Origin of the sequence: Larkinella fluvii, from assembly GCF_051857545.1 — a bacterium.
Taxonomy (GTDB): Bacteria; Bacteroidota; Bacteroidia; order Cytophagales; family Spirosomataceae; genus Larkinella.
In genome coordinates this window covers 93,034-112,008 of the sequence record NZ_JBPZHB010000004.1, presented here as the reverse complement: position 1 = coordinate 112,008, position 18,975 = coordinate 93,034, and the positions used below count along the sequence as shown (strand labels likewise).

Genomic DNA, 18,975 nt, shown 5'->3' with positions numbered 1-18,975 from the left:
ATTTTTAACCTAATTAGTTGATCTCGAAGGTGATTCCCGTCATTTCCTCGCTCCAGGTCCACAGGCGTTTTGCGTTGGCTTCATCTACTGAGTACCGTTTCACGCCCGTTGACATTTCGGTGTCGGAAGCCAGCCCGGCAACCTCAACATCTTCGCAGTATACCCCGCCAACTGCATCGAGCAAGGGACTGGTGGCACACCAAACCGTCGTGGCCGCGCCCTGGGGAATGGTTTTGAGGGAAGCAGCTACTTCCGGCAGCATATTGCCGTCGGCATCCAGAAACCCCATTTGCTGAAAAAGCTCCAGGGGTGCTTCCCGACCCAATTCCGTGCCGCCGATGGAACCGGGGTGCAACGAATACGCCCGAACGTGGAAGACGCTGGCCCGGTTGTCGAGTTCAAGGGCGAATAAATTGCTGGCGGTTTTCGATTGCCCGTAGGCTTGCAGCGTTTCGTAGTCCCGGTTCAGAAAATTGGGGTCTTCAAAATCGAAAGGGGCAAATTGATGCCCGTGTGAGGAAACGTTGATCACGCGGGCGCCATTGGCTTTTTTAAGGGCGGGCCATAGCCGGGCCGTCAATTGAAACTGGGCCAGATAATTGGTTGCCAATTGCGATTCGATCCCCCGGCTATCCCGGCGCAGCGGCACCCACATGATGCCCGCATTGTTGATGAGCAGATGGAGCGGCCGACCCGACGCCCGGAATTTTTCGGCAAAGGCGTCGATGGAGGCCGGAGTCATCAAGTCCATCGTTTCCAGTTCGACGCGGGGAATGCCGGCCAGATTTCTCTTTGCTTTTTCGGTGTCCCGCGCCGGAACGATGACCGTGGCCCCGGCGGCTGCCAGGGTTTTGGTGGTTTCCAGACCGATGCCGGTGTTCCCCCCGGTTACGATGGCGATTTTGCCGGTGAGGTCAATGCCTTTGATGACGTCGCTGGCCGTGGAGGAAGCGTTGAATCCTGAACCGATTGGCTGCTGCAACGCGCCCTGATCATTTGTTTGTCCCATGATTTAAAACCGTTTATTTGTTTTTGTTGGGACAAAATTAGGCAGGGCGGTTCTGAGCGACTTTGTTTAAACGTCCGAATATACTTTGTTTAAAAGGCCGGTTTGTTAAAAGATGTCCGTTTGTAGGACTTACGTTTGATAATTCTTTACACTTTCGCTTTTGCCCCTAAATCCCCTAAAGGGCAGGGTTGTTAAGTTCTTCCGCTTTTCGCCCCCAACCCCCTAAAGGGGGCTTCGAAATCCGGATGTTTTAGCCTCCTTTAGGGGGTTGGGGGCGAAAAGCGGATCGATACGATCCTAATTTCCAGAACTTAACAGCCCTGCCCTAAAGGGGACTTTCAGCATCAGGAGGATTCTGCGTCCAAGTCCCCTTTAGGGGATTTAGGGGCAAAAAGACGAGTTTGGGCTTTATGCCCAAATATCATTCATTTCGGTCAGTACCAGCGGTTTGCCGTCCGTAACCACAATGGTATGCTCGTGTTGGGCCATAAAACCGCCCTTGTTTCCAACCATCGTCCAGCCGTCCTGCTGGGTTTCGGCATAGGTGGAAATCGTTGAAATGAAGGTTTCAATGGCAACGACCGAATTTTTCTTAAATCGGGTCGGATTCGAGCGGTCCCGGTAATTCGCTATTTCGCGGGGCTCTTCGTGCAGGCTTCTTCCGATGCCGTGTCCCGTCAAATTTTTGATGACTTTGTACCCCCGTTTTTTGGCTTCCGTTTCGATCAGATGCCCGATGTCGGCAACGCGAACCCCACCTTTGATCGTGTAAATGGCTTTCTGCAGAATCTGCTTCGAAGCGTCGATCAGCTTCTGGTGTTGGTTGACATCTTCGCCCAACACAAAGGAGCCGCCGTTGTCCGACCAGAAACCGTTCAGTTCAGCGGAAACATCAATATTCACTAGATCGCCCTCTTTCAGAATGGTGTTGTCGGACGGCAGACCGTGGCAAAACGCATGGTTCACGCTGATACAGGTCCAACCGGGAAATTTGTAGGTTAAATAGGGGGCGGATTTGGCTCCAAAATCCGCCAGGATGATTGCACCGTAATCATCCAGCTGTTTGGTGGTCATACCGGGTTGCGCATAGTTTCGCATCGCCTTCAAGGTGTAAGCAACTGCTTCACTGGCTTTCTGCATTCCGGTGAGTTCCGCTTCTTTCGTTATTGACATCGTCGTTTGATTGATTTATTCGTATAGTTCGCGACAGCCTGCGCCCTGGTTACCAAACCGATTTTAGCGGTTCTCTTTCTTTTTAAGTTCTTTTGCCATCTTCAAAGAGTGCTTCAATGAATTCAGGTTGTTCCAATCGCTGTGAGCAATGATAATATATTTTGGTTTTTGGTATTTTTTCTGAACCTTTTCAAGCGTATTCGCATATTCGGTGACACTTCCATCGTCTAAATAGCCCAAATTATCCGCATCAACCCCTTTGATTAAGCAGCCCCCGTAGAGAATTTTTTCGTTTTTAAACCAGATGACAATATTGTCTTCGGTGTGTGCCGGTCCGGGGTAATACGTTTCAAAAGAATAAGGCCCGACCTGGAAAACTGTATCTTTTGTCATTAAAAATTCTGCCCTTTTTTTACCGTTCTTTTTACTCAATTCATCGGTAAGAACCGTCGTATAGGTTTTTATGCCCTGCTGCCGGTAGTATTCGAGTCCAGCCGTTTTGTCGCTGTGCCAATGCGTTGCAAAACACATGACCACATTTTGGTTATGCTTTACTTTGATGCTGTCGAGCAAGGGTTGAAACTGGGTGGTGTCCCAGGGCGTATCAAACAGAACAACACCCTCTTTCGTAACAAGGTACATTCCGTTTGCCGGCACTTGAGAGTCTTGGTAGGTGTTGTAGGTTGTGTAAATATAAAAGTCCCCCGTTAGGTGCGCGATCTTAAGTTTTTCTGGTTTTGCCTGTCCAAACAGATTGGTTAGCGTGAAAAGGAAAGCGATTGTCAAGATACTGGTCCGCATGTTGCTCGTATAAATTAGTTGCTGATGGTTTGTAAAGTTACCAAGATCTGGTAACGGGACGAAGCTGGGGTCACTTAGTGAGGGGTCAATAGACATTCACATTGTCGGGGGCTGATTCTGTTTGAGATTGTGGATGAGGTATGTTTCATGCGTGCGCTTTTTGCTACCGCCAAAATTAAGGGATATTTCCGTCAAAGTTAGCCGGGCTTTTTTCAATCAGTTAAACGAAGCCCTGAATTCCAACGGACTTTGATTCGTTTTTGTCTTGAATAATTTGCTGAACGACTGCGAATGTTCGAACCCCAATTCAAAAGCGATTTCACCGACCGACAATTCAGTCGTGGAGAGTTTTTCTTTGGCTTTCCCGATCAGTTTTTCGTGGATGTGCTGTTGGGTCGTCAGCCCGGTAAGTTGTTTCAGCAAACTGCCTAAATATTTGCTGGAAATATTGAGGCTATCCGCAACATATTGCACGGTGGGCAACCCTTTCGAGAGCAATTCCTCCTGGTTAAAATAGTCATCCAATACGTCTTCCAATCGCGTTAAAATCCGGCTGTTGGTAATTTTACGGGTGATGAACTGACGTTCATAAAACCGCTCGGCATACGTAAACAGAAGCTCCAACTGGGCAATGATGACATCCTGGCTAAATTTATCGATCGGTGCGTTGTACTCCTGTTTTATGTTGTCGATGATTCCATTCATCAGCGTTTCTTCCCGATCCGAAAGAAACAACGCTTCGTTGGTAGCATACCCAAAATAGTCGTACTTCTTTATTTTTTTAGCCAGGGACGTATTCCATAAAAAATCGGGATGGATAAACATCATCCAGCCCTGGAGGTTAAGTGGACGACCGTTTTCTTCGCCCCGCAGAATCTGTCCGGGTGCCATAAATGCCATCAGACCTTCGTCAAAATCGTATTTCTGCTGCCCGTACAACAGGTTGTCGCAGCCCCGCTTCAGCGATACGGCATAGAAGTCAAAAATAACCGCCTGAACATCGGAATGATTTTTAAATTGAGATACATCCACCACACTGATCAGCGGATGATGCGGTTTTTCAAATCCCGTTAAGCGATGCCCTTCCGATATGGTTTTTATTCGGCGTGGCGTTGTGTTCGACATCGTAAAAAGTGGTTTTTAAAATTTAAACGGATATTTCAACCAGATTAACAGCAAGGGAATGGCCAGAAACGGAATTTCCAGCAAGGCCATTCTGTAGTCCCCTGCCCGCAACGCCAATGCCATGATCAGCACAATCGAAACAGCATTGATTACGTTAGCCACGAAAAACGTTTGGGGAAACAGCAATAGCAAACCCGCTGCAATGGAAGCCACCCCAAAATAAGGTAAAACGGCTTGGGAAATGCCCAGGGTTGCCATCATTTTTGCCTGTTCGGCGTTGCCGGGCTGGAAGGCATCCCACCCGTGTTTGATACCCAGAAAAGCGGATACCAGAAGAAGAATTAGGCTGATGATTTTCATTTTATTAATTTAACTTGAACTATGAGATTATTGACCCCGGAGGGGTCTGATGTTAATAGCAAATGCGTATTCTGAGCACTCCAGGCGTGCCGGAGGTACGCGATATAGGCTTAGTTGCGTACCTCCGGCACGCCTGGAGTGCTCAGAATACGCATTTGCTATTAACATTACGTGCCGCTGGCACTCAAACTACGGTTAGGCAAGGGCATCATCTCATAGTTCGCGTTAATTTAATTAAGTTACAAATAGAGGACTTTTTGCTTTTGCCCCTAAATCCCCTAAAGGGGACTTTACGCATCCGGATGTTGCCGCGTCCAAGTCCCCTTTAGGGGATTTAGGGGCAAAAGCAAAAGTCCTACATAAGAAAAATCATTTACCGTACATCGTCGAAGCACCCATTTTCCCGGCTTGTGCGATCAAAAACCGGGGCGCAATCCGGCTCATCACCCGCATGATTTTCGCCAGTCCCGGATAGATTTCGTCCTTATCATTTTCCATGCCTTTGAGGGCGGCATCCACAATTTTTTCGGGAGCCATCAAGGCGCTGGCACTAAATCCGTCTTCGTTCCTGAATTTATCATTCAAGGGTGTCGAACTTCCCGGCGCCACTAATTCGATTACCTGAATGCCCGTGTTTTTGAGTTGCACCCGTAAAGCCTGTGTATACGCCCGCAGCCCCGATTTGCTGCCACTGTAAATGGGTGAAATCGGGAAAGGCGACAGTGCAATGCCCGAGGTGACATTCACAATGGCCGCATTTTTCTGCTTTTTCAGGTGGGGCAGAAATTGCTGCACCATGCGGATGGGTCCCATCAGGTTGATTTCAATTTCGCGGGTGATGTCGGTCAGCTCGTGTGGCTGGTGCAGACTGATTTTCCGCATTTCACCGGCATTGTTGATGATGATATTCAGGGCGGGAAATTGCCGGGTTACCTGATGGTATAGCGTGGTGATGTCGTCGGCATTGCTCACATCACTCTGCATGGTGTGGACGGCTGGCAGTTGGCGTTTCGTTTCCTGCAATTTTTCCGCGTTCCGGCCGGTGATGATGACGGTGTTGCCCAGCGCAAGCAATCTGGAGGCAAATTCGATGCCGAAACCGCTGGTTCCGCCGGTCACTAAAATGGTGTTGTTCTGTAAGTTCATTGTTCTGATCGTTTGTTGCTGCAAAGTTCAGCAGGGATCAGAAAACCGCTGTAGCCAAAAGTCGCAATGTTGTAGCTGAAAGGGCGTTACCGGTTCGTCGTCGGTATGGTTTGTCCATCCGATTTGCGCTGCATGAAGTCTTCTTTTTGGGTAAAATACTCCATTCCTAACACCAGCAGCGTTGAACCGATGAACGATACCTTCTGCATGATGGCCAATAATCCCCAATCGCCGGAACCATACAAGTAGAGGGTATAGTAAAAAATCAACAGGCAGATGACACAGGCGAATTTTAAGACGTGAAGTTTTGACTTCAGAATAAAAACCGTACAATAAAAAAGACCCAGCAACGACAACGTACTCGATACCATCACCATCACGTCGTGCAAGGAAGTGACGATCAGGACATCAAGTGCGATGCTGGCAATCCCTACGGATTTTAAAACCGTAGCCGCATGGCGATTCGTCATCTTTTTTGACATATGGAGAAAGAAAATCCCAGACCCAACCGAGTGGAATGCCACGCCAAGAATGGCCCAGATTCGGGATGGATTGTCTGAACCGTTGATTGCTTTTGCCGCAAAGAGATTGCTGATGAAGTTTTTAGTCCAGTCAAATCCGACCGAATTTTTATCAAACAAGGAACCTCCGGGATATAGCAAGGTTGCTGTGATGATTAACATCACCGAAATAACGATGCAGAGTAAGACGGCGTGGTTCTTCATGGGTTTAATGACTGGTTAAATTCGGAGTTTTTGGTAGTAATTTTTCGGCCAGCTAATTGATCAGCTTTTAGTTTTCCAACGGAACCTCCACGGCATTTCTCTGCGCATCGATCTCAATCTGGATTGAATGCCGCTGCCGAATGTGGGTCAGCATCCAGGTCTTTTTAGTTTTTTTGATTCAGGGCTTGATGGTGCCAGAACCGTTGGGCGCAGTTTTTTTTCAAGTTGTCGAAAGGCGCTCATCATGTAGATAAGCATTGCAATCAGTACGATAAATTTCATAAATACGGTTTTTGCTACAGCTAAACAAAAGGAATCACTCTGTTCAACCTTGACTCTTAACTTGAATCTTTATATACTTGAATAAACTAATGTTTGATATAGAGAAAATTGAGTTATATAGATACTTTAAAAAGGTTCAAGGCAAGACTCTGCATCTTCCCCAAACCCGTAGTAGTTATATGATTATTCAATATTTCCTTTATAGTTCTATGCAGTTTAATTTGCCTTCTTTCAATGTCATCAGGATCTTATATCCACTGCTTTAGCGAATGATTTTACATTATCTTTTTGTAAAAACACAAATAACCTGTTTATAGATTAATATATAAGTCAAAATAATAAATTCTTTATTAATCTCGACTTATAGCAAATTTTTATTTTCATGTAATTTATGAATATAAGCAAGTTCTCTACCAATCATTTTCTGCTCTGCTTCTAGCAGCATTATATCTTGCTTTGCAAAATCAAATAAGGCTTTTGCTGCTTTACTAAAATTTATTTTAACTATATTTTCAATAACGTCCAAAGATACTGTAACAATTGACTCTATTGTGCCTAAGTCATATTTTAGTCTATGTATTTTCAATAGATTTACATATTCTCTAAGAAGATAATCTACCTTTTGCTCTATTTCCTTCTCATTATAATTTTTTTTACTAATCTCCAAAACCCATTCCTTTAATCGAGCCAGCTTCAATTGAGTATCTGAATCACTTTTGAATTCTATAAATTTTTCTAAATCAACATCTGCAGTAGCTATTGGAAATTTTTTCAATAAAACCGAAAGCACAGTACTTGTTAATGTGGGGTCACCAATTGGTAAATTATAATAACTACTTCTAATAATTGGTGTATAAGAGGACTGGTTTTTCCTATTTAACATTATAGAAAAGGCTCTTGCATTGAGTTGGTCAAACTCTCTAAAACGAGTAAGAAAATCCAGAAAATCTTCCTCGAATGATGCGCTATTTATTTCAAAATTTAAGGCAAGTTCCAAGGCTTGAAAGGTATAATCTTTGGAATGCTCGTCCCCATATTTTGTCTTATCAACAATAAACGAATCTTTTTTATATTCTGACAAAAAACCAGCTTTTTCTAATTTTTCAATTTCCTTGATTTTTTCTTTAAATTTCTTTTTACCACTTGATGTAGTATTACAAAATTCCTCCAAAGCACTTTTAGCCGTCATAGTGTAAACAATCCTATCAAAATAATACAGATCTTTAACCAAAGGTTCATCATCTAAGATAAACCAAGGATCAATACCGGTTACTCCAACTGATTCCATATATGAGTGATAATATACCATGTAACAATAAACAGAGTCTATATTGTTTCTTTTTATTAAACTTAGAGTCTATAGAAATAAATAAAAATCTAAAACAACATAGTATTAACTTGTATTCACTCCCCATAAAAAAAGGGAGCCCAATTCCTCAAGCTCCCTCAATTCTACAAAAAATTCCACTCATTTCCCTACATCTGGCTGACCATATTTCTCGCGGTACATGTGAAATAGCCCGCTTGTGTTTGTCGTCCAGATTGATGTGACAGCCCTGAATATACGCGCGTTCAATGACGTTGGTCCACATATCCAGCAAATCGCCTTTCAAGGCCACCAACATCGCGCATTTACCTTTTTCGAGTATGCCCACCCCATTCCCAATGCCCAGGATTTTGTCTATTCCTAACTTCTTCGTCAGCTTTAATTTTAACGCGAACAATGTGATTATTCCCTTGCCTACCAGTTGTTTAAGTGCCAGCGGCACGTAATGTTTGTAGCAAATGGGTATTCTGAGCACTCCGGGCGTGCCGATAGGTACGCAACAATCGCAGCGCGGTCGCGTACCTCCGGCACGCCCGGAGTGCTCAGAATACCCATTTGCTACAAACATTCGACCCCTCTGGGGTCAATAATCTCACCGTTTGGGTTCATTTCAGGTTTTTCTTCGTCCATAACCATCAACAGGCCGTTTGAAAAATGGCTGGCAAACGCTCCATGTTATTACGTCTCCTCACTTGCACAAAACCGTTTGTTGGTAGCCGGGCTATTTCCGGGTAAAATGGGGTAAAATGTATTTGACCAGGATATCAAAAGGCAATTTTGATTTGGCAGAATTGTAGCTATTACCCGAAAAGGTTACCACCAAATCTAAATCGCTGATCACCATAATATACTGCCCGCCATTCCCGGAAGCAAAAACAACCGTGTGCTTCCATTGGTCCGTCTTTATTTCTTCCGTATACCAGGCATACCCGTAATACGTAGGTTGCGGAATAGCGGTTTTATTTCTGGAAATCCGCACATTGGAGAAGTCTTCAATTTTTATACGCCCTTCCGTCATTGTTTTAACCCATTTTCCGGAAACAATTCTTCGGTTGTTATAAACGCCGTCATTTAAAACCACCTGCCCAATTTTGTTCATATCTCCCGGAGAAATGTAAAAAGAACCCGCTGTCGTTTCGTGACCGAGCGGATCTTTTGTCCACCGGTACTGGGTAATTCCCAACGGTTTGAACAGATACTGATCGGCAAACTCCGAAACCGACCTATGGCTGGCATGAGCAATGATGCCTCCCAATAGCATGGCATTGATCGACGTATAATCCCACTGAGTCCCCGGTTTATTTTTTAAGGGCAAATCGAGACAAAATTTTATCCAGTCCTGCGTATTCTCCATGTCGTCTTCACAATCTTTGCTTCCATCCCATTCTTCGCAGTCAAAACCGGATTTCATTTCCAGCAAATGTTCAATGGTCATGCTGTCTTTTAAAACAGTCCAGTTTCTGTAGGGCTTATACTCCGGAAAAAAAGGATATACTTTTTGATGTACATTTTTAATAAACCCTTTGTCGATCGCAATACCCATCAAGAGCGCCGTCACGGACTTCAAAGCAGAACGCGTATCGTGCAGACCGCCCTTCCGTAACCCATGAAGATAGGTTTCAAAAACAAGTTTGCCCCTTTTGGTTATGGTAACGCCTTCCAGGTTGGGATAGGTGCCATTGTTCCCTGCAATCGCAATGCTATCCAGGAGGTTGGTGGGCCTTTTCTGTGCAGTTCCGGAAGTGCAAAAGAATAGGAATACAATCAGTATTGTGAACCGTTTCATTCCGTTTTTCCTTTGAAGGTCGCATAAATGGCCATGGCGTGGCCGTGTCCCAATTCAAAATCCTCTTTCAGCCAGTTGGTTATTTCTGTCGCTTTAATATTAGGATTAAGTTTTCCGTCAATGATGAATTCTTTTTCTTCCGCTAATTTTTTAAAGTCCGCAGGTGTCTTTCCTGTCTTGGCTTTGATGTTGTCTATGTAGGCTTGAAAAGACATACAGATTTGCGTTTTGTTTGAGTTTACTTTAGTAAGACTTTCGCTTTTTGCCCCCAACCCCCTAAAGGGCAGTCTGTAAAGTGCTTCCGCTTTTCGCCCCCAACCCCCTAAAGGGGGCTTCAAAATCCGGATGTTTTAGCCCCCTTTAGGGGGTTGGGGGCAAAGATGAATTATCAGACTTAAGTCCTATTTAGGATAATAATCGGTTGAAACGGCTAAAATGCCAAAACAATTAATGGGATTGCTGACGACCATTAGCAATGCAGTATGCAAACCTGCCATTAATAAAAAGGGAGCCCAACCTCCTGACGGTTGAACTCCCCAATTCTACAAAAAATTCCGATTATTTCCCTAAATCCGGCTGGCCATACTTCTCGCGGTACATGTGGTACAACCGCTTGTGTTTATCATCCAGATTGATGTGACGGCCCTGGATATACGCGTGTTCGATGACGTTGGTGCGCATGTCCAGCAAATCACCTTTCGAGACCACCAGCGTTGCGTGTTTGCCTTTTTCGAGCGTGCCCACCACGTTGTCGATGCCCATGATTTTGGCGGTCGTGGAGGTGATCATTTTCAACGCGTCCTCTTTGTCGATGCCCCCGAAACCGGCGGCTGTTCCGGCCTGAAATGGCAGGTTGCGCGTCCGCCAGTAGGCTCCGTCGTAGCTCAGACTCACCGCAATACCGGCTTTCTGGAGCATTCCCGGCAGTTTATACGGCAAATACACGTCCTCGTCCTGGAGGTTGGGCAGGCGGTGCATCGGCCCCAGAATCACGGCGACGTTGTTCTCTTTCAGAAAATCGATCACCCGACCGGCGTCTTCTCCGCCCACAATCACCGGTTTCCGAATGCCCATCTGCTTCGCAAATTTGATGGCTTCGATGATGTCCTTGCCGTAATCGGCGCGGATGTACAGGTTTTTCGTGCCGTCGAACAGGCCCTTCATCGACTCAAATTTGAGGTTTTTCGGAGCCGGATTTTTCAGGGCGGCATAGGCCACCGCATCGGAAAACGTCGCTTTCAGGGCGTTGATGCTTTCCTGCCGCTGTTCGCTCTTTTTTAAACTGACCGAAAAATCCTCAAAATCGAAGCTGCGGGCGAAATACCCCGGCCAGGTCAGCCAGATGCCGTCGTCGGCTTTCAACACGGCATCTTCCCAGTTCCAGGCGTCGGACTGCACCACGGACGAACTTCCCGAAATGACCCCGCCCATCGGCATCACCTGTGTCAGCAGCAGGCCGTTGTTCCGGATGGTCGGAATCACCTCCGAATCGGTGTTGTAGGCAATCAACGACCGGATATTCGGGTTGATGTAACCGGTTTCCTGAAAATCGACCGTGGCCCGAACCGCGCTGATTTCCTGCAACCCCACCGTCGAAGCGGGCGAAATGATGCTCGGATAGACGTGTTTTCCGGCCACATTGATCACTTCCGCGCCGTTGGTGGGCGTGTTGCCGTCGCCGACGGCCGTAATGATCCCCTTGTCGAACAGGACCACCCCGTTATTGATTACCTGCCCGTTGCCAACGTGAATCGTCGCGCCCGTCAGGGCAATGGCCCGCGTCTGTGGCCCCGCCGGAGCCGGATTCTGGGCAAACCCGCTGAGCGAGGCCAGCAGGAGTATGGAGAGTGTTAATTTTTTCATTTTCTTGTTAGAAGTGAGAGATGAGACAAGAGAATAGAGACTACTACCCTTTTGTCTTTATTCTCTTGTCTCATCTCTCTTGTCTCATTTAGTTTCTGCTTCCCGTTCCTCCCCTTCCGCCATGACGCCTTCCACGTCTTCGCAGTGCCACATCCGCTGACGGCGGAAGGTGGGCCGCTGGGTCGAGGCACCACCGGTTTTGGCCGATAACATCTTCTGAATCAGCCGGGCGCGTTCTTTTTGCAAGTCGTCGCGTTTGCGGTCTTCGTCCTGCAGATCGAAATAAACCGTCCCGTCGATTATGGTTTTTTCGGGCCGGGCATAAATCGCCAGCGGGTTGTTGTTCCACAGCACGAGGTCGGCGTCTTTGCCCGCCCGAATGCTGCCCAGCTTGCTGTCAAGGTGAAGCAGTTTCGCTGGATTGAGGGTCACCATTTTCCAGGCATCTTCCTCCGACATCGCGCCGTATTCCACCGCTTTGGCGGCTTCCTGATTCAGTCGACGCGCCATTTCGGCATCATCCGAGTTGATCGAAACCAGCACGCCCGCCCGCGCCATCAGAGCGGCATTGTACGGAATGGCGTCTTTTACCTCCATTTTGTAGGCCCACCAGTCGGCGAAGGTCGAGCCGCCAACGCCGTGTTTCGCCATTTTGTCGGCCACTTTGTAGCCTTCCAGAATGTGCGTAAACGTGTTGACCTTGAAGCCCAGCGAATCCGCCACTTTCATCAGCATGTTGATTTCGGATTGCACGTAGCTGTGGCAGGTGATAAACCGCTTCTTGTTCAGAATTTCGGCCAGCGCATCCAGTTCCACATCCCGGCGGGGCGGCACGGCTTTGGCTTTCTCCTTGGCGTTCATCGAGTTATACGCTTTCCAGGCGCTGTCATACTCGCGGGCGCGGGTGAAATGATCGAAGTAGACCTGCTCCACCCCCATCCGGGTTTGCGGAAACCGAATCCGGACGCCATCGCCCCAGTTGGCCTGTTTGACGTTTTCGCCGAGGGCAAATTTGATAAAACCGTCGGCTCCTTTCACCAGCATTTCCTGCGGAGCTTCGCCCCATTTCAGTTTCACAATCGCCGACTGCCCGCCGATGGAGTTGGCCGAACCGTGGAGCAGTTGCGAGGTCGTGACGCCCCCCGCCAGTTGGCGGTAAATGTTGATGTCTTCCGAATTGATGACGTCGCTCATCCGCACCTCCGCCGAACTCGTCTGTCCGCCTTCGTTGATGGAATAGAGCGCGATGTGCGAGTGTTCGTCGATGATGCCGTTGGTCAGGTGTTTGCCCGTTCCGTCGATCACCTGCGCACCCGCCGGTGCCGCCAGACTCTTGCCCACCTGCGCAATTTTGCCGTTCTGCACCAGCACATCGGCATTGGGTAACACGCCGTCTTTCTCGTTGGTCCAAACCGTCGCATTCCGGATCAGCAAGGTCTGCGCTTTGGGTTTTTCGAGATTCCCCATGCCGATAAACGGATACAGCAATTTCCCGAACTGCGGGGCGGTTTTCTTCGCGGTATCCGCTTTGGCAATGGCCGTTGAAGAGAACGGTTGCGCCAAAACCGCCGTCCATTTCACAAGCTTGCCATCCGGCATTTCGCCTTCGCCTTTCAGCGTCGTACCGTCGCGGTAGCCGGTTAAGCGGGTGGTTCCCGGTTGTTTCTTATCAAGTTGAAGTTGCAACGAAATCAGGTCGTTCGTCAGGGCCACTTTCGGCGTCAGTTTCACCGTATCGGCCATCACGGCATACTCCGGTTTTCCCGGTTTTCCGGTAATGTTCAGCTTCAGGTTGCTGCGGTCGCCGATGGTCAGGTTGTAGGTTCCGCGCAAATCAGCCGCATTTTTATCCGTATACACGTACTGCTTTCCCCGAATCCAGTTTTCCAGAACCACATTATCGGCGCTGAACAGGTTGTCGGACGTGATGATGAAGTTCGCCAGCAAACCCGGTTTCAGGCTACCGACTTCATTGTCGATTTTCAGGAGTTGGGCGGGGGTAGTCGTCAGTGCCGCCAGTGCCTGTTGCTCGGTGAGGCCGTATTCGATGGCTTTGCGGAGGTTTGCCCAGAAGTCGGTTTTGTTCTTGAGGTTGGCCGTCGTCAGCGCAAACGGCACCCCGGCTTTCGCCAGCATCGCCGGATTGGCCGGGGCCATTTCCCAGTGTTTCAGTTCGGCCAGCGTCACGTTATCGGCATCCCAGACGTCCTCTACGTCGTAGGCTTGCGGAAAGTTCAGCGGAACAATCAGCGAGGCTCCCGTGGCTTTCACTTCTTCAATTCGCTGGTATTCGTCCCCGGCACTTTTGATAATATACTGAATTCCAAATTCTTCACCGATCTTATCAGCCCGCAGAACACCCAGTTTGTCGGGTACTTCAAAAACAGAGGGGACGGTTTGCAACTGGTTGAAGGCGTCGAGTGACAGGTTGGACTCGGTCGTTTTCCCGGCTTTCTTGTACCAGTCGGCGTCGTAATACGTTTGTCGCAACAGCGCCACCGCACCCATCGGCGAGTTCGGGTAGGTTTGGGTCGAGGTGCCTTTGCTAAATGAATAATGGCCCGACACCCGGTCGCGAATCACGACGTTGTTTTCGCGGTCATCGGCGAGGGTTACCAGCACCGAATTGCCCCGCGCAATGCCGTCGTGCGGGTGCGTCACCACCGCCCCGAAGCCCAGTTTCCGAAGTTCATTGGCCTGAGCGACATTGGCTTTGAAAATCGTTCCGGCGTCGGTTTCGGGCTGAATGGCCTGGTTCCAGTTGAAGGCTCCTTTTTTGTTGGAGTCGTATTGCGGCACACCCCGGCCACCGGCTGGCGGAGTTCGCCGGAGTTCGGGCATCCCGTAGTCCGAGTCGATGTCGACCAGGGCCGGATAAATGCGTTTCCCTTTCAAATCGGCCACCACGGTTCCCGCCGGAATGCTGACGGTTTTTCCAACGGCTTCGATGCGCCCGTTGCGGATGAGTAAGGTGGCCCCTTCAAGGGTGGTTTTTGAATCGACAATCAGGGTAGCGTTGGTGAAGGCATAAAGCCCCGGTCGTTCGTCGTAGACGCCATTCCGGGGAAAGGTAACCTGCGACCAGCCGATCTGGGCAAGGCCCCAGGTCAGCATACCAGTCAGGAAAATTTTCCTCATGAGGGGAATTAGTTAGGTGATGAGAAAGGAAGTCAATGTTACAAATCTACGAAAGGAGTAACGTCATCGACCTATCAAAATGAACTAAATCCCGGCAATTTCCTCCCAGAATCAACTTTTTTACTCAGAAAATAAACGACTTATGATGAAAACAGGAAGTTTTAGGGACAAAACCGGATTTAGAAAGCCGACTTTGAACAAAACGAAGAAAAGCAATATCCTTACCCCTCAGCTTTTTTCTTTTTTCCTACCAATCACCGGGCACCGTTTAAACGGTTTGGTTCGATCGAACAGGTAGCGGTACGTCACATGGGTTTTGACAATGGTCGAGCCGAGCTGGCTGACAAACCGCACCATGATGGGGTTGAAATCGCCTACCCAGTTCATTTCCAGCTCAGTATATTGAAAGGCCGGATTGTGATCGGCTTCGTGGGGCATCCGGAGGGCGATGGCCGCTTCGAGTCCTTTGCCCTGGTGGGCGGGCGCAACGCCAAAAACTACCCCGAACGCTTTCCGGTTGGTTTTCCGGATCATGTGCCACAAAAACTTCAGCTTTCCGATCAGATCGAGCTTGCCGTTGACGTGCTTGAACACCTGGTTGAGTTCGGGCAGGCAAACGAAAAAGGCGACGGGTTCATCGCCGTAGTAAGCAAAGTAAATGATGTTCTCGTCGATGACCGGTTTCAGTTTCTGCATCAGCACCTGGGCCTGAGCAGCCGTCATTTCCTTTACGCCACTGTGGCCACCCCAGGCCGCGTTGTAGATGTGCCGGAATTGCTCAGCCGCTGCGGGCAGTTGCCGCTTGTCGATCGTTCGAAAGCTGTAGTCGGGGTTTTCGTAAATACGCCGGGCGCGATCTTTCACGGCCTGCGACATCCCGGTCAGCTTGGACCAGGTGGTGGGAATCCCGAACGTAAACTGTTTGAAGTAATCCTGAAAACCGTACTCCTCGAAGAAAGCAATGTAATACGGTTTGGTGTAAGGCATGCAGTAATTCGGCTCCCGGTCGAAGCCATCGACCAGCAAACCCCACCAGCGGTCGCGATCACCGAAGTTAATGGGGCCGTCCATCGCTTCCATCCCCCGGTTTTGGAGCCAGGTCCGGGCCGTGTCGAAGAGCAAAAACGCAGCCGCCCGGTCGTCGATGCACTCGAAGAAACCCAGTCCGCCCGTCGGTTGGTCATTATCGAGATTCGCAATGTCCCGGTCTACGAATGCCGCGACCCGCCCGATGGTTTCCTGCTGGTCGTTCAGCAACACATACCGGACACACTCGCCGTTTTCGAACCGCTTGTTGCGGGCCGGATCAAAAACTTCCTCGACATCCGTGTCCAGCGGTCGGATCCACTTGGGGTCGTTGCGGTATAAGCGCACCGGAAACCGGATAAACTCCTTCTGGTATGTTGCGTTTTGGCCAACCTCAATTACCTGCATTCAGACGTCGCATAATGGGTTGCAAAGGTAGGTATAAAACGGAGAAATGCCACCGAACGATCAATGTGATCGGCATTGCTTTTCAATACCGCTCTTTCAACAAATTCATCATAAACACATTGACTTCCCACTGATTCACGACCGGCATCTGGGTATACGGCAGCGTGGGCAAATACGGCGCGGGGCCAAACTCGGTGGTGACGGTCAGGACGGTTTGGTTTTCGCGGTGTATGGCCACGACCTGATCCCACCAGTTCAGGTGCGCCTGAACTGCATCGGCCCATTCCGGGGCGCGGGGATCGTTGACCTGCGGACCTTCGGGATGCCCCACCCGGCTGTGAATGTGGTCGGTATGCCGAATGGCGGTTTTAACGGCGTCCTCCTGATTTTCGAGCAGCGATTCGTGGACGTTGCACCAGTGGGAAATATCGAGCGCCAGCCGGATGTCCGGCAGTTTTTCAAGGTAATCCCGGGTAATGTGAGCCGCAAACAGGGCTTTTCCCCGGTGCGTTTCGTGCGTGATCCGAACACCGGTTTCCGCCGTAATCCGGTCGGCGAGTTCAAAGAGCCGACGGTTCTGTTCGAAGGTAAAAAAGTCTTTCCCGGTCTGGCAATTGATGAACAACGGCCGGGCATCGATCAGGTGGCGCAGGTACTTTTCGTAACTGGCCGCGTGCTCGTCCAGATCGGATTCCAACGATTGCCAGTATTGCCCGATCAAGGCCAAACCGTGTTTCGCCAGACTATCCAAAATGGCGTTTTTCTCGCCGGTTTCGAACGGTAACGCCATTTCAACCCCGTCGTAACCAGCGGCTTTCACGTTCCGGCAAAACTGATCGAAGGGCAGCGTATTCCCCCAGGCAGGGGCAAAAAATTTAATAGTCATTCTTTTGTAGACAAGAGACGTTAGAATTGAGAATAAAGACCGCAGAGGTGAGAATGAGAGGTGAGCTAACCTGAATTGGCTACGCTTTTGTAACCATTGCCATAAAAATAGCCAGTTTAGTCTCTTGTCTCACATCTCTCCTCTTTTATCTTTTTATCAAAAAATCCGCCGTTTCCGAAATCCCTGCTTCGGTTTCGGCCAGCAGATCGCCGTCGAAAGAATCGATGGGCGTATAGCTGCTTTCGTGAACGTCTTTATACGGTTTGTTGGTCGCCAGATTGTACGCCGTGATGATCGACCAGCGGGGTTTGTCGGACAAATTGGCCGCCGACGCGTGCAGCGTGTTGCAGTGAAAAAACGCCGTGTCGCCGGGCTCCATTTCCAAGTATTCCAGCGGCATAATTTTCAACGCTTCGTTCACTTTTTCCATGTCTGCGCCTACCTGCTCACCGGAAAAACCGTGTTCGACCCGGCCCATTTTGTGCGAGCCTTTGATCATCTGCAAGCAGCCGTTTTCCTTCGTCGCGGGTGTCAGCGCCGTCAGCACGGAGAGCATGTCTGGAAACAAAAAACCGTTGTTTTTATACCAGTAGCCATAGTCCTGATGCCACTCCCAGGCCCCGCCGGTTCGCGGTTCTTTCTGCATCAGTTTCGAGTGGTAATGGGCTGCCCGCCCCCCCAGAATCTGCTCCACACCCTCCACAATCCGCGCCGACCGGGCAAACTTGCTGTATAAACTTTCGTCCAGCGCATACCACAACGCCAGTTTGGTTTTCATGCCCGAGGCATCGACGCGGTCGTAGGTCTTGGTACTCAACACCGTGTCGCCCACGGCCAGGCTGTAGAGCCGTTCTACTTCGGCTTCGGTAAACAGATTTCGTACGACCACGTAGCCGTCGCGCTGATAGGTCTGGAGGTGTTCACTAGTAAAGGGCATGGCTGTATGGGTGATGATAGAGATGAGACAAGTGAGAAAAGACTAAAAATCGGAGACGGTTTTAGCGCCGGGCCATACGGGATTGAAACTGCTGCCAGGCCGCCATCGTATTCCGCAGGTTGGTCGGTTTGTCGCCTTTCATGGCGTAACACTGCACCCCGATCGGTCCACGAAATTTCAAATCCTGAACCGCAAACCGAACCAGTTCGTAGGTGTCGAAACTACCCGTTCCGAGCGGCAGAATGTATTGATTCCAGATGCCTGTCGACCCGTTGTCCATTCCGGCGGCATCGACATTGTTCGCTCCGCTGATGGTGATCATTTTCAGGTGCGGTTTCAGGGTCGTCAGCAAGCCTTTCCAGTCGCCCCGTTCTGCCTTGGGTGTGGTGGCCAGCCAGTGACACAGGTTGAACGTCAGCCCGACGTTGGGCCGGTCGATCTGCTGAACCAGCCGCAAGGCGTGGTCGACTTTTTCGACGTAAAAGCTGACGTGCGGATAAACCGCCACCTGCAAGTTGGCCGCTTTGGCCCACTCACCCATTTGCCGCAGCTGACTGACCACAATGGAATCCGCGGTAGCGGATGGCGACGTAAACCGCTTGCTGTCACTGACGATAAACGGAGCCAGAACGGTTTTGGAGCCTTTCAAGGCCCGGATGTACGGTTCGATGCGCGGGTCCAGCGTTGGCGAATCGAGGTTAATCTTGATATAAAAATACGAGCCGGTAAACCGGTGTTTGTCCAACGCGGCTTTCATGCCTTCGAACGAATCCAGGAGGTTGATTTCGACGCCGTCGTAGCCCAGACTTTTGATGAAAGCCACCTGCTGATCGAAGGTTTTGTAGGTCGAATCGCCCCGGATGGCGTTGTGCAGCACGAAGAAATGATTCTGAATTTTCGAACCCTTCTGCGCCAGCGCGCAACCGCTCAACACTATTGCAGCGAAAAAGAACGCCAGTTTTTTCATAAGTTCCTCGTGATGA

General features: G+C 49.3%; 18 protein-coding genes. All 18 read right to left on the bottom strand.

Translation table 11 applies throughout. From position 1 onward, the window contains the following. Positions 1 to 13: 13 nt before the first annotated feature. The 18 genes from ACS5NO_RS10810 to ACS5NO_RS10725 all read right to left on the bottom strand — a co-directional run bounded on the left by ACS5NO_RS10810 (position 14) and on the right by ACS5NO_RS10725 (position 18,959). Positions 14 to 1,009, bottom strand: a complete 996-nt coding sequence (locus tag ACS5NO_RS10810; protein WP_439415168.1) for an SDR family NAD(P)-dependent oxidoreductase — start codon at positions 1,007 to 1,009, stop codon at positions 14 to 16. Between the two features lie 408 nt (positions 1,010 to 1,417). Next, entirely contained in the window at positions 1,418 to 2,182 is a 765-nt protein-coding gene (gene map, locus ACS5NO_RS10805; RefSeq protein ID WP_439415167.1) for a type I methionyl aminopeptidase, read from the bottom strand. A gap of 63 nt (positions 2,183 to 2,245) precedes the next feature. Continuing rightward, complete coding sequence (gene bla / locus ACS5NO_RS10800; RefSeq protein ID WP_439415166.1) at positions 2,246 to 2,983, bottom strand: BlaB/IND/MUS family subclass B1 metallo-beta-lactamase; 738 nt, start codon at positions 2,981 to 2,983, stop codon at positions 2,246 to 2,248. Positions 2,984 to 3,199: 216 nt separating this feature from the next. Then, positions 3,200 to 4,108: a helix-turn-helix domain-containing protein gene (locus tag ACS5NO_RS10795; RefSeq protein WP_439415165.1), complete on the bottom strand. Its 909-nt coding sequence runs from the start codon at positions 4,106 to 4,108 to the stop codon at positions 3,200 to 3,202. A gap of 15 nt (positions 4,109 to 4,123) precedes the next feature. Next, on the bottom strand, positions 4,124 to 4,468 hold the full coding sequence (locus tag ACS5NO_RS10790; protein ID WP_439415164.1) for a hypothetical protein: 345 nt from the start codon (positions 4,466 to 4,468) through the stop codon (positions 4,124 to 4,126). A gap of 369 nt (positions 4,469 to 4,837) precedes the next feature. Next, complete coding sequence (locus ACS5NO_RS10785; RefSeq protein WP_439415163.1) at positions 4,838 to 5,614, bottom strand: SDR family oxidoreductase; 777 nt, start codon at positions 5,612 to 5,614, stop codon at positions 4,838 to 4,840. Positions 5,615 to 5,700: 86 nt separating this feature from the next. Next, positions 5,701 to 6,339 (bottom strand): hypothetical protein, encoded by a 639-nt coding sequence (locus tag ACS5NO_RS10780; protein ID WP_439415162.1) that lies wholly within the window; start codon positions 6,337 to 6,339, stop codon positions 5,701 to 5,703. A gap of 147 nt (positions 6,340 to 6,486) precedes the next feature. After that, positions 6,487 to 6,621, bottom strand: a complete 135-nt coding sequence (locus tag ACS5NO_RS10775) for a hypothetical protein (protein WP_439415161.1) — start codon at positions 6,619 to 6,621, stop codon at positions 6,487 to 6,489. A gap of 361 nt (positions 6,622 to 6,982) precedes the next feature. Beyond that, positions 6,983 to 7,909, bottom strand: coding sequence for a hypothetical protein (locus tag ACS5NO_RS10770; protein WP_439415160.1), 927 nt, complete (start codon positions 7,907 to 7,909; stop codon positions 6,983 to 6,985). 148 nt (positions 7,910 to 8,057) lie between these two features. Then, complete coding sequence (locus tag ACS5NO_RS10765; protein WP_439415159.1) at positions 8,058 to 8,390, bottom strand: hypothetical protein; 333 nt, start codon at positions 8,388 to 8,390, stop codon at positions 8,058 to 8,060. 279 nt (positions 8,391 to 8,669) lie between these two features. Then, positions 8,670 to 9,734: a serine hydrolase domain-containing protein gene (locus tag ACS5NO_RS10760; protein ID WP_439415158.1), complete on the bottom strand. Its 1,065-nt coding sequence runs from the start codon at positions 9,732 to 9,734 to the stop codon at positions 8,670 to 8,672. Then, positions 9,731 to 9,949 (bottom strand): DUF4287 domain-containing protein, encoded by a 219-nt coding sequence (locus ACS5NO_RS10755; RefSeq protein WP_439415157.1) that lies wholly within the window; start codon positions 9,947 to 9,949, stop codon positions 9,731 to 9,733. The genes ACS5NO_RS10760 and ACS5NO_RS10755 overlap by 4 nt, the downstream gene beginning before the upstream one ends. A gap of 343 nt (positions 9,950 to 10,292) precedes the next feature. Beyond that, on the bottom strand, positions 10,293 to 11,597 hold the full coding sequence (locus ACS5NO_RS10750; protein ID WP_439415156.1) for an amidohydrolase family protein: 1,305 nt from the start codon (positions 11,595 to 11,597) through the stop codon (positions 10,293 to 10,295). Positions 11,598 to 11,681: 84 nt separating this feature from the next. Beyond that, a complete protein-coding gene (locus ACS5NO_RS10745) occupies positions 11,682 to 14,735 on the bottom strand; it encodes an amidohydrolase family protein (RefSeq protein WP_439415155.1) in 3,054 nt (1,017 codons plus the stop codon). A gap of 228 nt (positions 14,736 to 14,963) precedes the next feature. Continuing rightward, a complete protein-coding gene (locus ACS5NO_RS10740) occupies positions 14,964 to 16,169 on the bottom strand; it encodes a hypothetical protein (RefSeq protein WP_439415154.1) in 1,206 nt (401 codons plus the stop codon). A gap of 82 nt (positions 16,170 to 16,251) precedes the next feature. Then, positions 16,252 to 17,055, bottom strand: coding sequence for a sugar phosphate isomerase/epimerase family protein (locus ACS5NO_RS10735; RefSeq protein ID WP_439415153.1), 804 nt, complete (start codon positions 17,053 to 17,055; stop codon positions 16,252 to 16,254). Positions 17,056 to 17,200: 145 nt separating this feature from the next. Further along, positions 17,201 to 17,992 carry a phytanoyl-CoA dioxygenase family protein gene (locus ACS5NO_RS10730; protein WP_439415152.1) on the bottom strand — a complete coding sequence of 264 codons (792 nt, stop codon included), beginning with the start codon at positions 17,990 to 17,992 and terminating at the stop codon, positions 17,201 to 17,203. Between the two features lie 61 nt (positions 17,993 to 18,053). Continuing rightward, entirely contained in the window at positions 18,054 to 18,959 is a 906-nt protein-coding gene (locus ACS5NO_RS10725; RefSeq protein WP_439415151.1) for a sugar phosphate isomerase/epimerase family protein, read from the bottom strand. Positions 18,960 to 18,975: the final 16 nt, after the last annotated feature.

Bases quoted from the DNA above. Each gene is read 5' to 3' on its own strand.
- ACS5NO_RS10745 (WP_439415155.1), bottom strand. From the start codon at position 14,735: ATGAGGAAAATTTTCCTGACTGGTATGCTGACCTGGGGCCTTGCCCAG.
- ACS5NO_RS10810 (WP_439415168.1), bottom strand. From the start codon at position 1,009: ATGGGACAAACAAATGATCAGGGCGCGTTGCAGCAGCCAATCGGTTCA.
- bla (WP_439415166.1), bottom strand. From the start codon at position 2,983: ATGCGGACCAGTATCTTGACAATCGCTTTCCTTTTCACGCTAACCAAT.
- ACS5NO_RS10795 (WP_439415165.1), bottom strand. From the start codon at position 4,108: ATGTCGAACACAACGCCACGCCGAATAAAAACCATATCGGAAGGGCAT.
- ACS5NO_RS10780 (WP_439415162.1), bottom strand. From the start codon at position 6,339: ATGAAGAACCACGCCGTCTTACTCTGCATCGTTATTTCGGTGATGTTA.
- ACS5NO_RS10790 (WP_439415164.1), bottom strand. From the start codon at position 4,468: ATGAAAATCATCAGCCTAATTCTTCTTCTGGTATCCGCTTTTCTGGGT.
- map (WP_439415167.1), bottom strand. From the start codon at position 2,182: ATGTCAATAACGAAAGAAGCGGAACTCACCGGAATGCAGAAAGCCAGT.
- ACS5NO_RS10785 (WP_439415163.1), bottom strand. From the start codon at position 5,614: ATGAACTTACAGAACAACACCATTTTAGTGACCGGCGGAACCAGCGGT.
- ACS5NO_RS10750 (WP_439415156.1), bottom strand. From the start codon at position 11,597: ATGAAAAAATTAACACTCTCCATACTCCTGCTGGCCTCGCTCAGCGGG.
- ACS5NO_RS10725 (WP_439415151.1), bottom strand. From the start codon at position 18,959: ATGAAAAAACTGGCGTTCTTTTTCGCTGCAATAGTGTTGAGCGGTTGC.
- ACS5NO_RS10755 (WP_439415157.1), bottom strand. From the start codon at position 9,949: ATGTCTTTTCAAGCCTACATAGACAACATCAAAGCCAAGACAGGAAAG.
- ACS5NO_RS10730 (WP_439415152.1), bottom strand. From the start codon at position 17,992: ATGCCCTTTACTAGTGAACACCTCCAGACCTATCAGCGCGACGGCTAC.
- ACS5NO_RS10735 (WP_439415153.1), bottom strand. From the start codon at position 17,055: ATGACTATTAAATTTTTTGCCCCTGCCTGGGGGAATACGCTGCCCTTC.
- ACS5NO_RS10770 (WP_439415160.1), bottom strand. From the start codon at position 7,909: ATGGAATCAGTTGGAGTAACCGGTATTGATCCTTGGTTTATCTTAGAT.
- ACS5NO_RS10760 (WP_439415158.1), bottom strand. From the start codon at position 9,734: ATGAAACGGTTCACAATACTGATTGTATTCCTATTCTTTTGCACTTCC.
- ACS5NO_RS10775 (WP_439415161.1), bottom strand. From the start codon at position 6,621: ATGAAATTTATCGTACTGATTGCAATGCTTATCTACATGATGAGCGCC.
- ACS5NO_RS10740 (WP_439415154.1), bottom strand. From the start codon at position 16,169: ATGCAGGTAATTGAGGTTGGCCAAAACGCAACATACCAGAAGGAGTTT.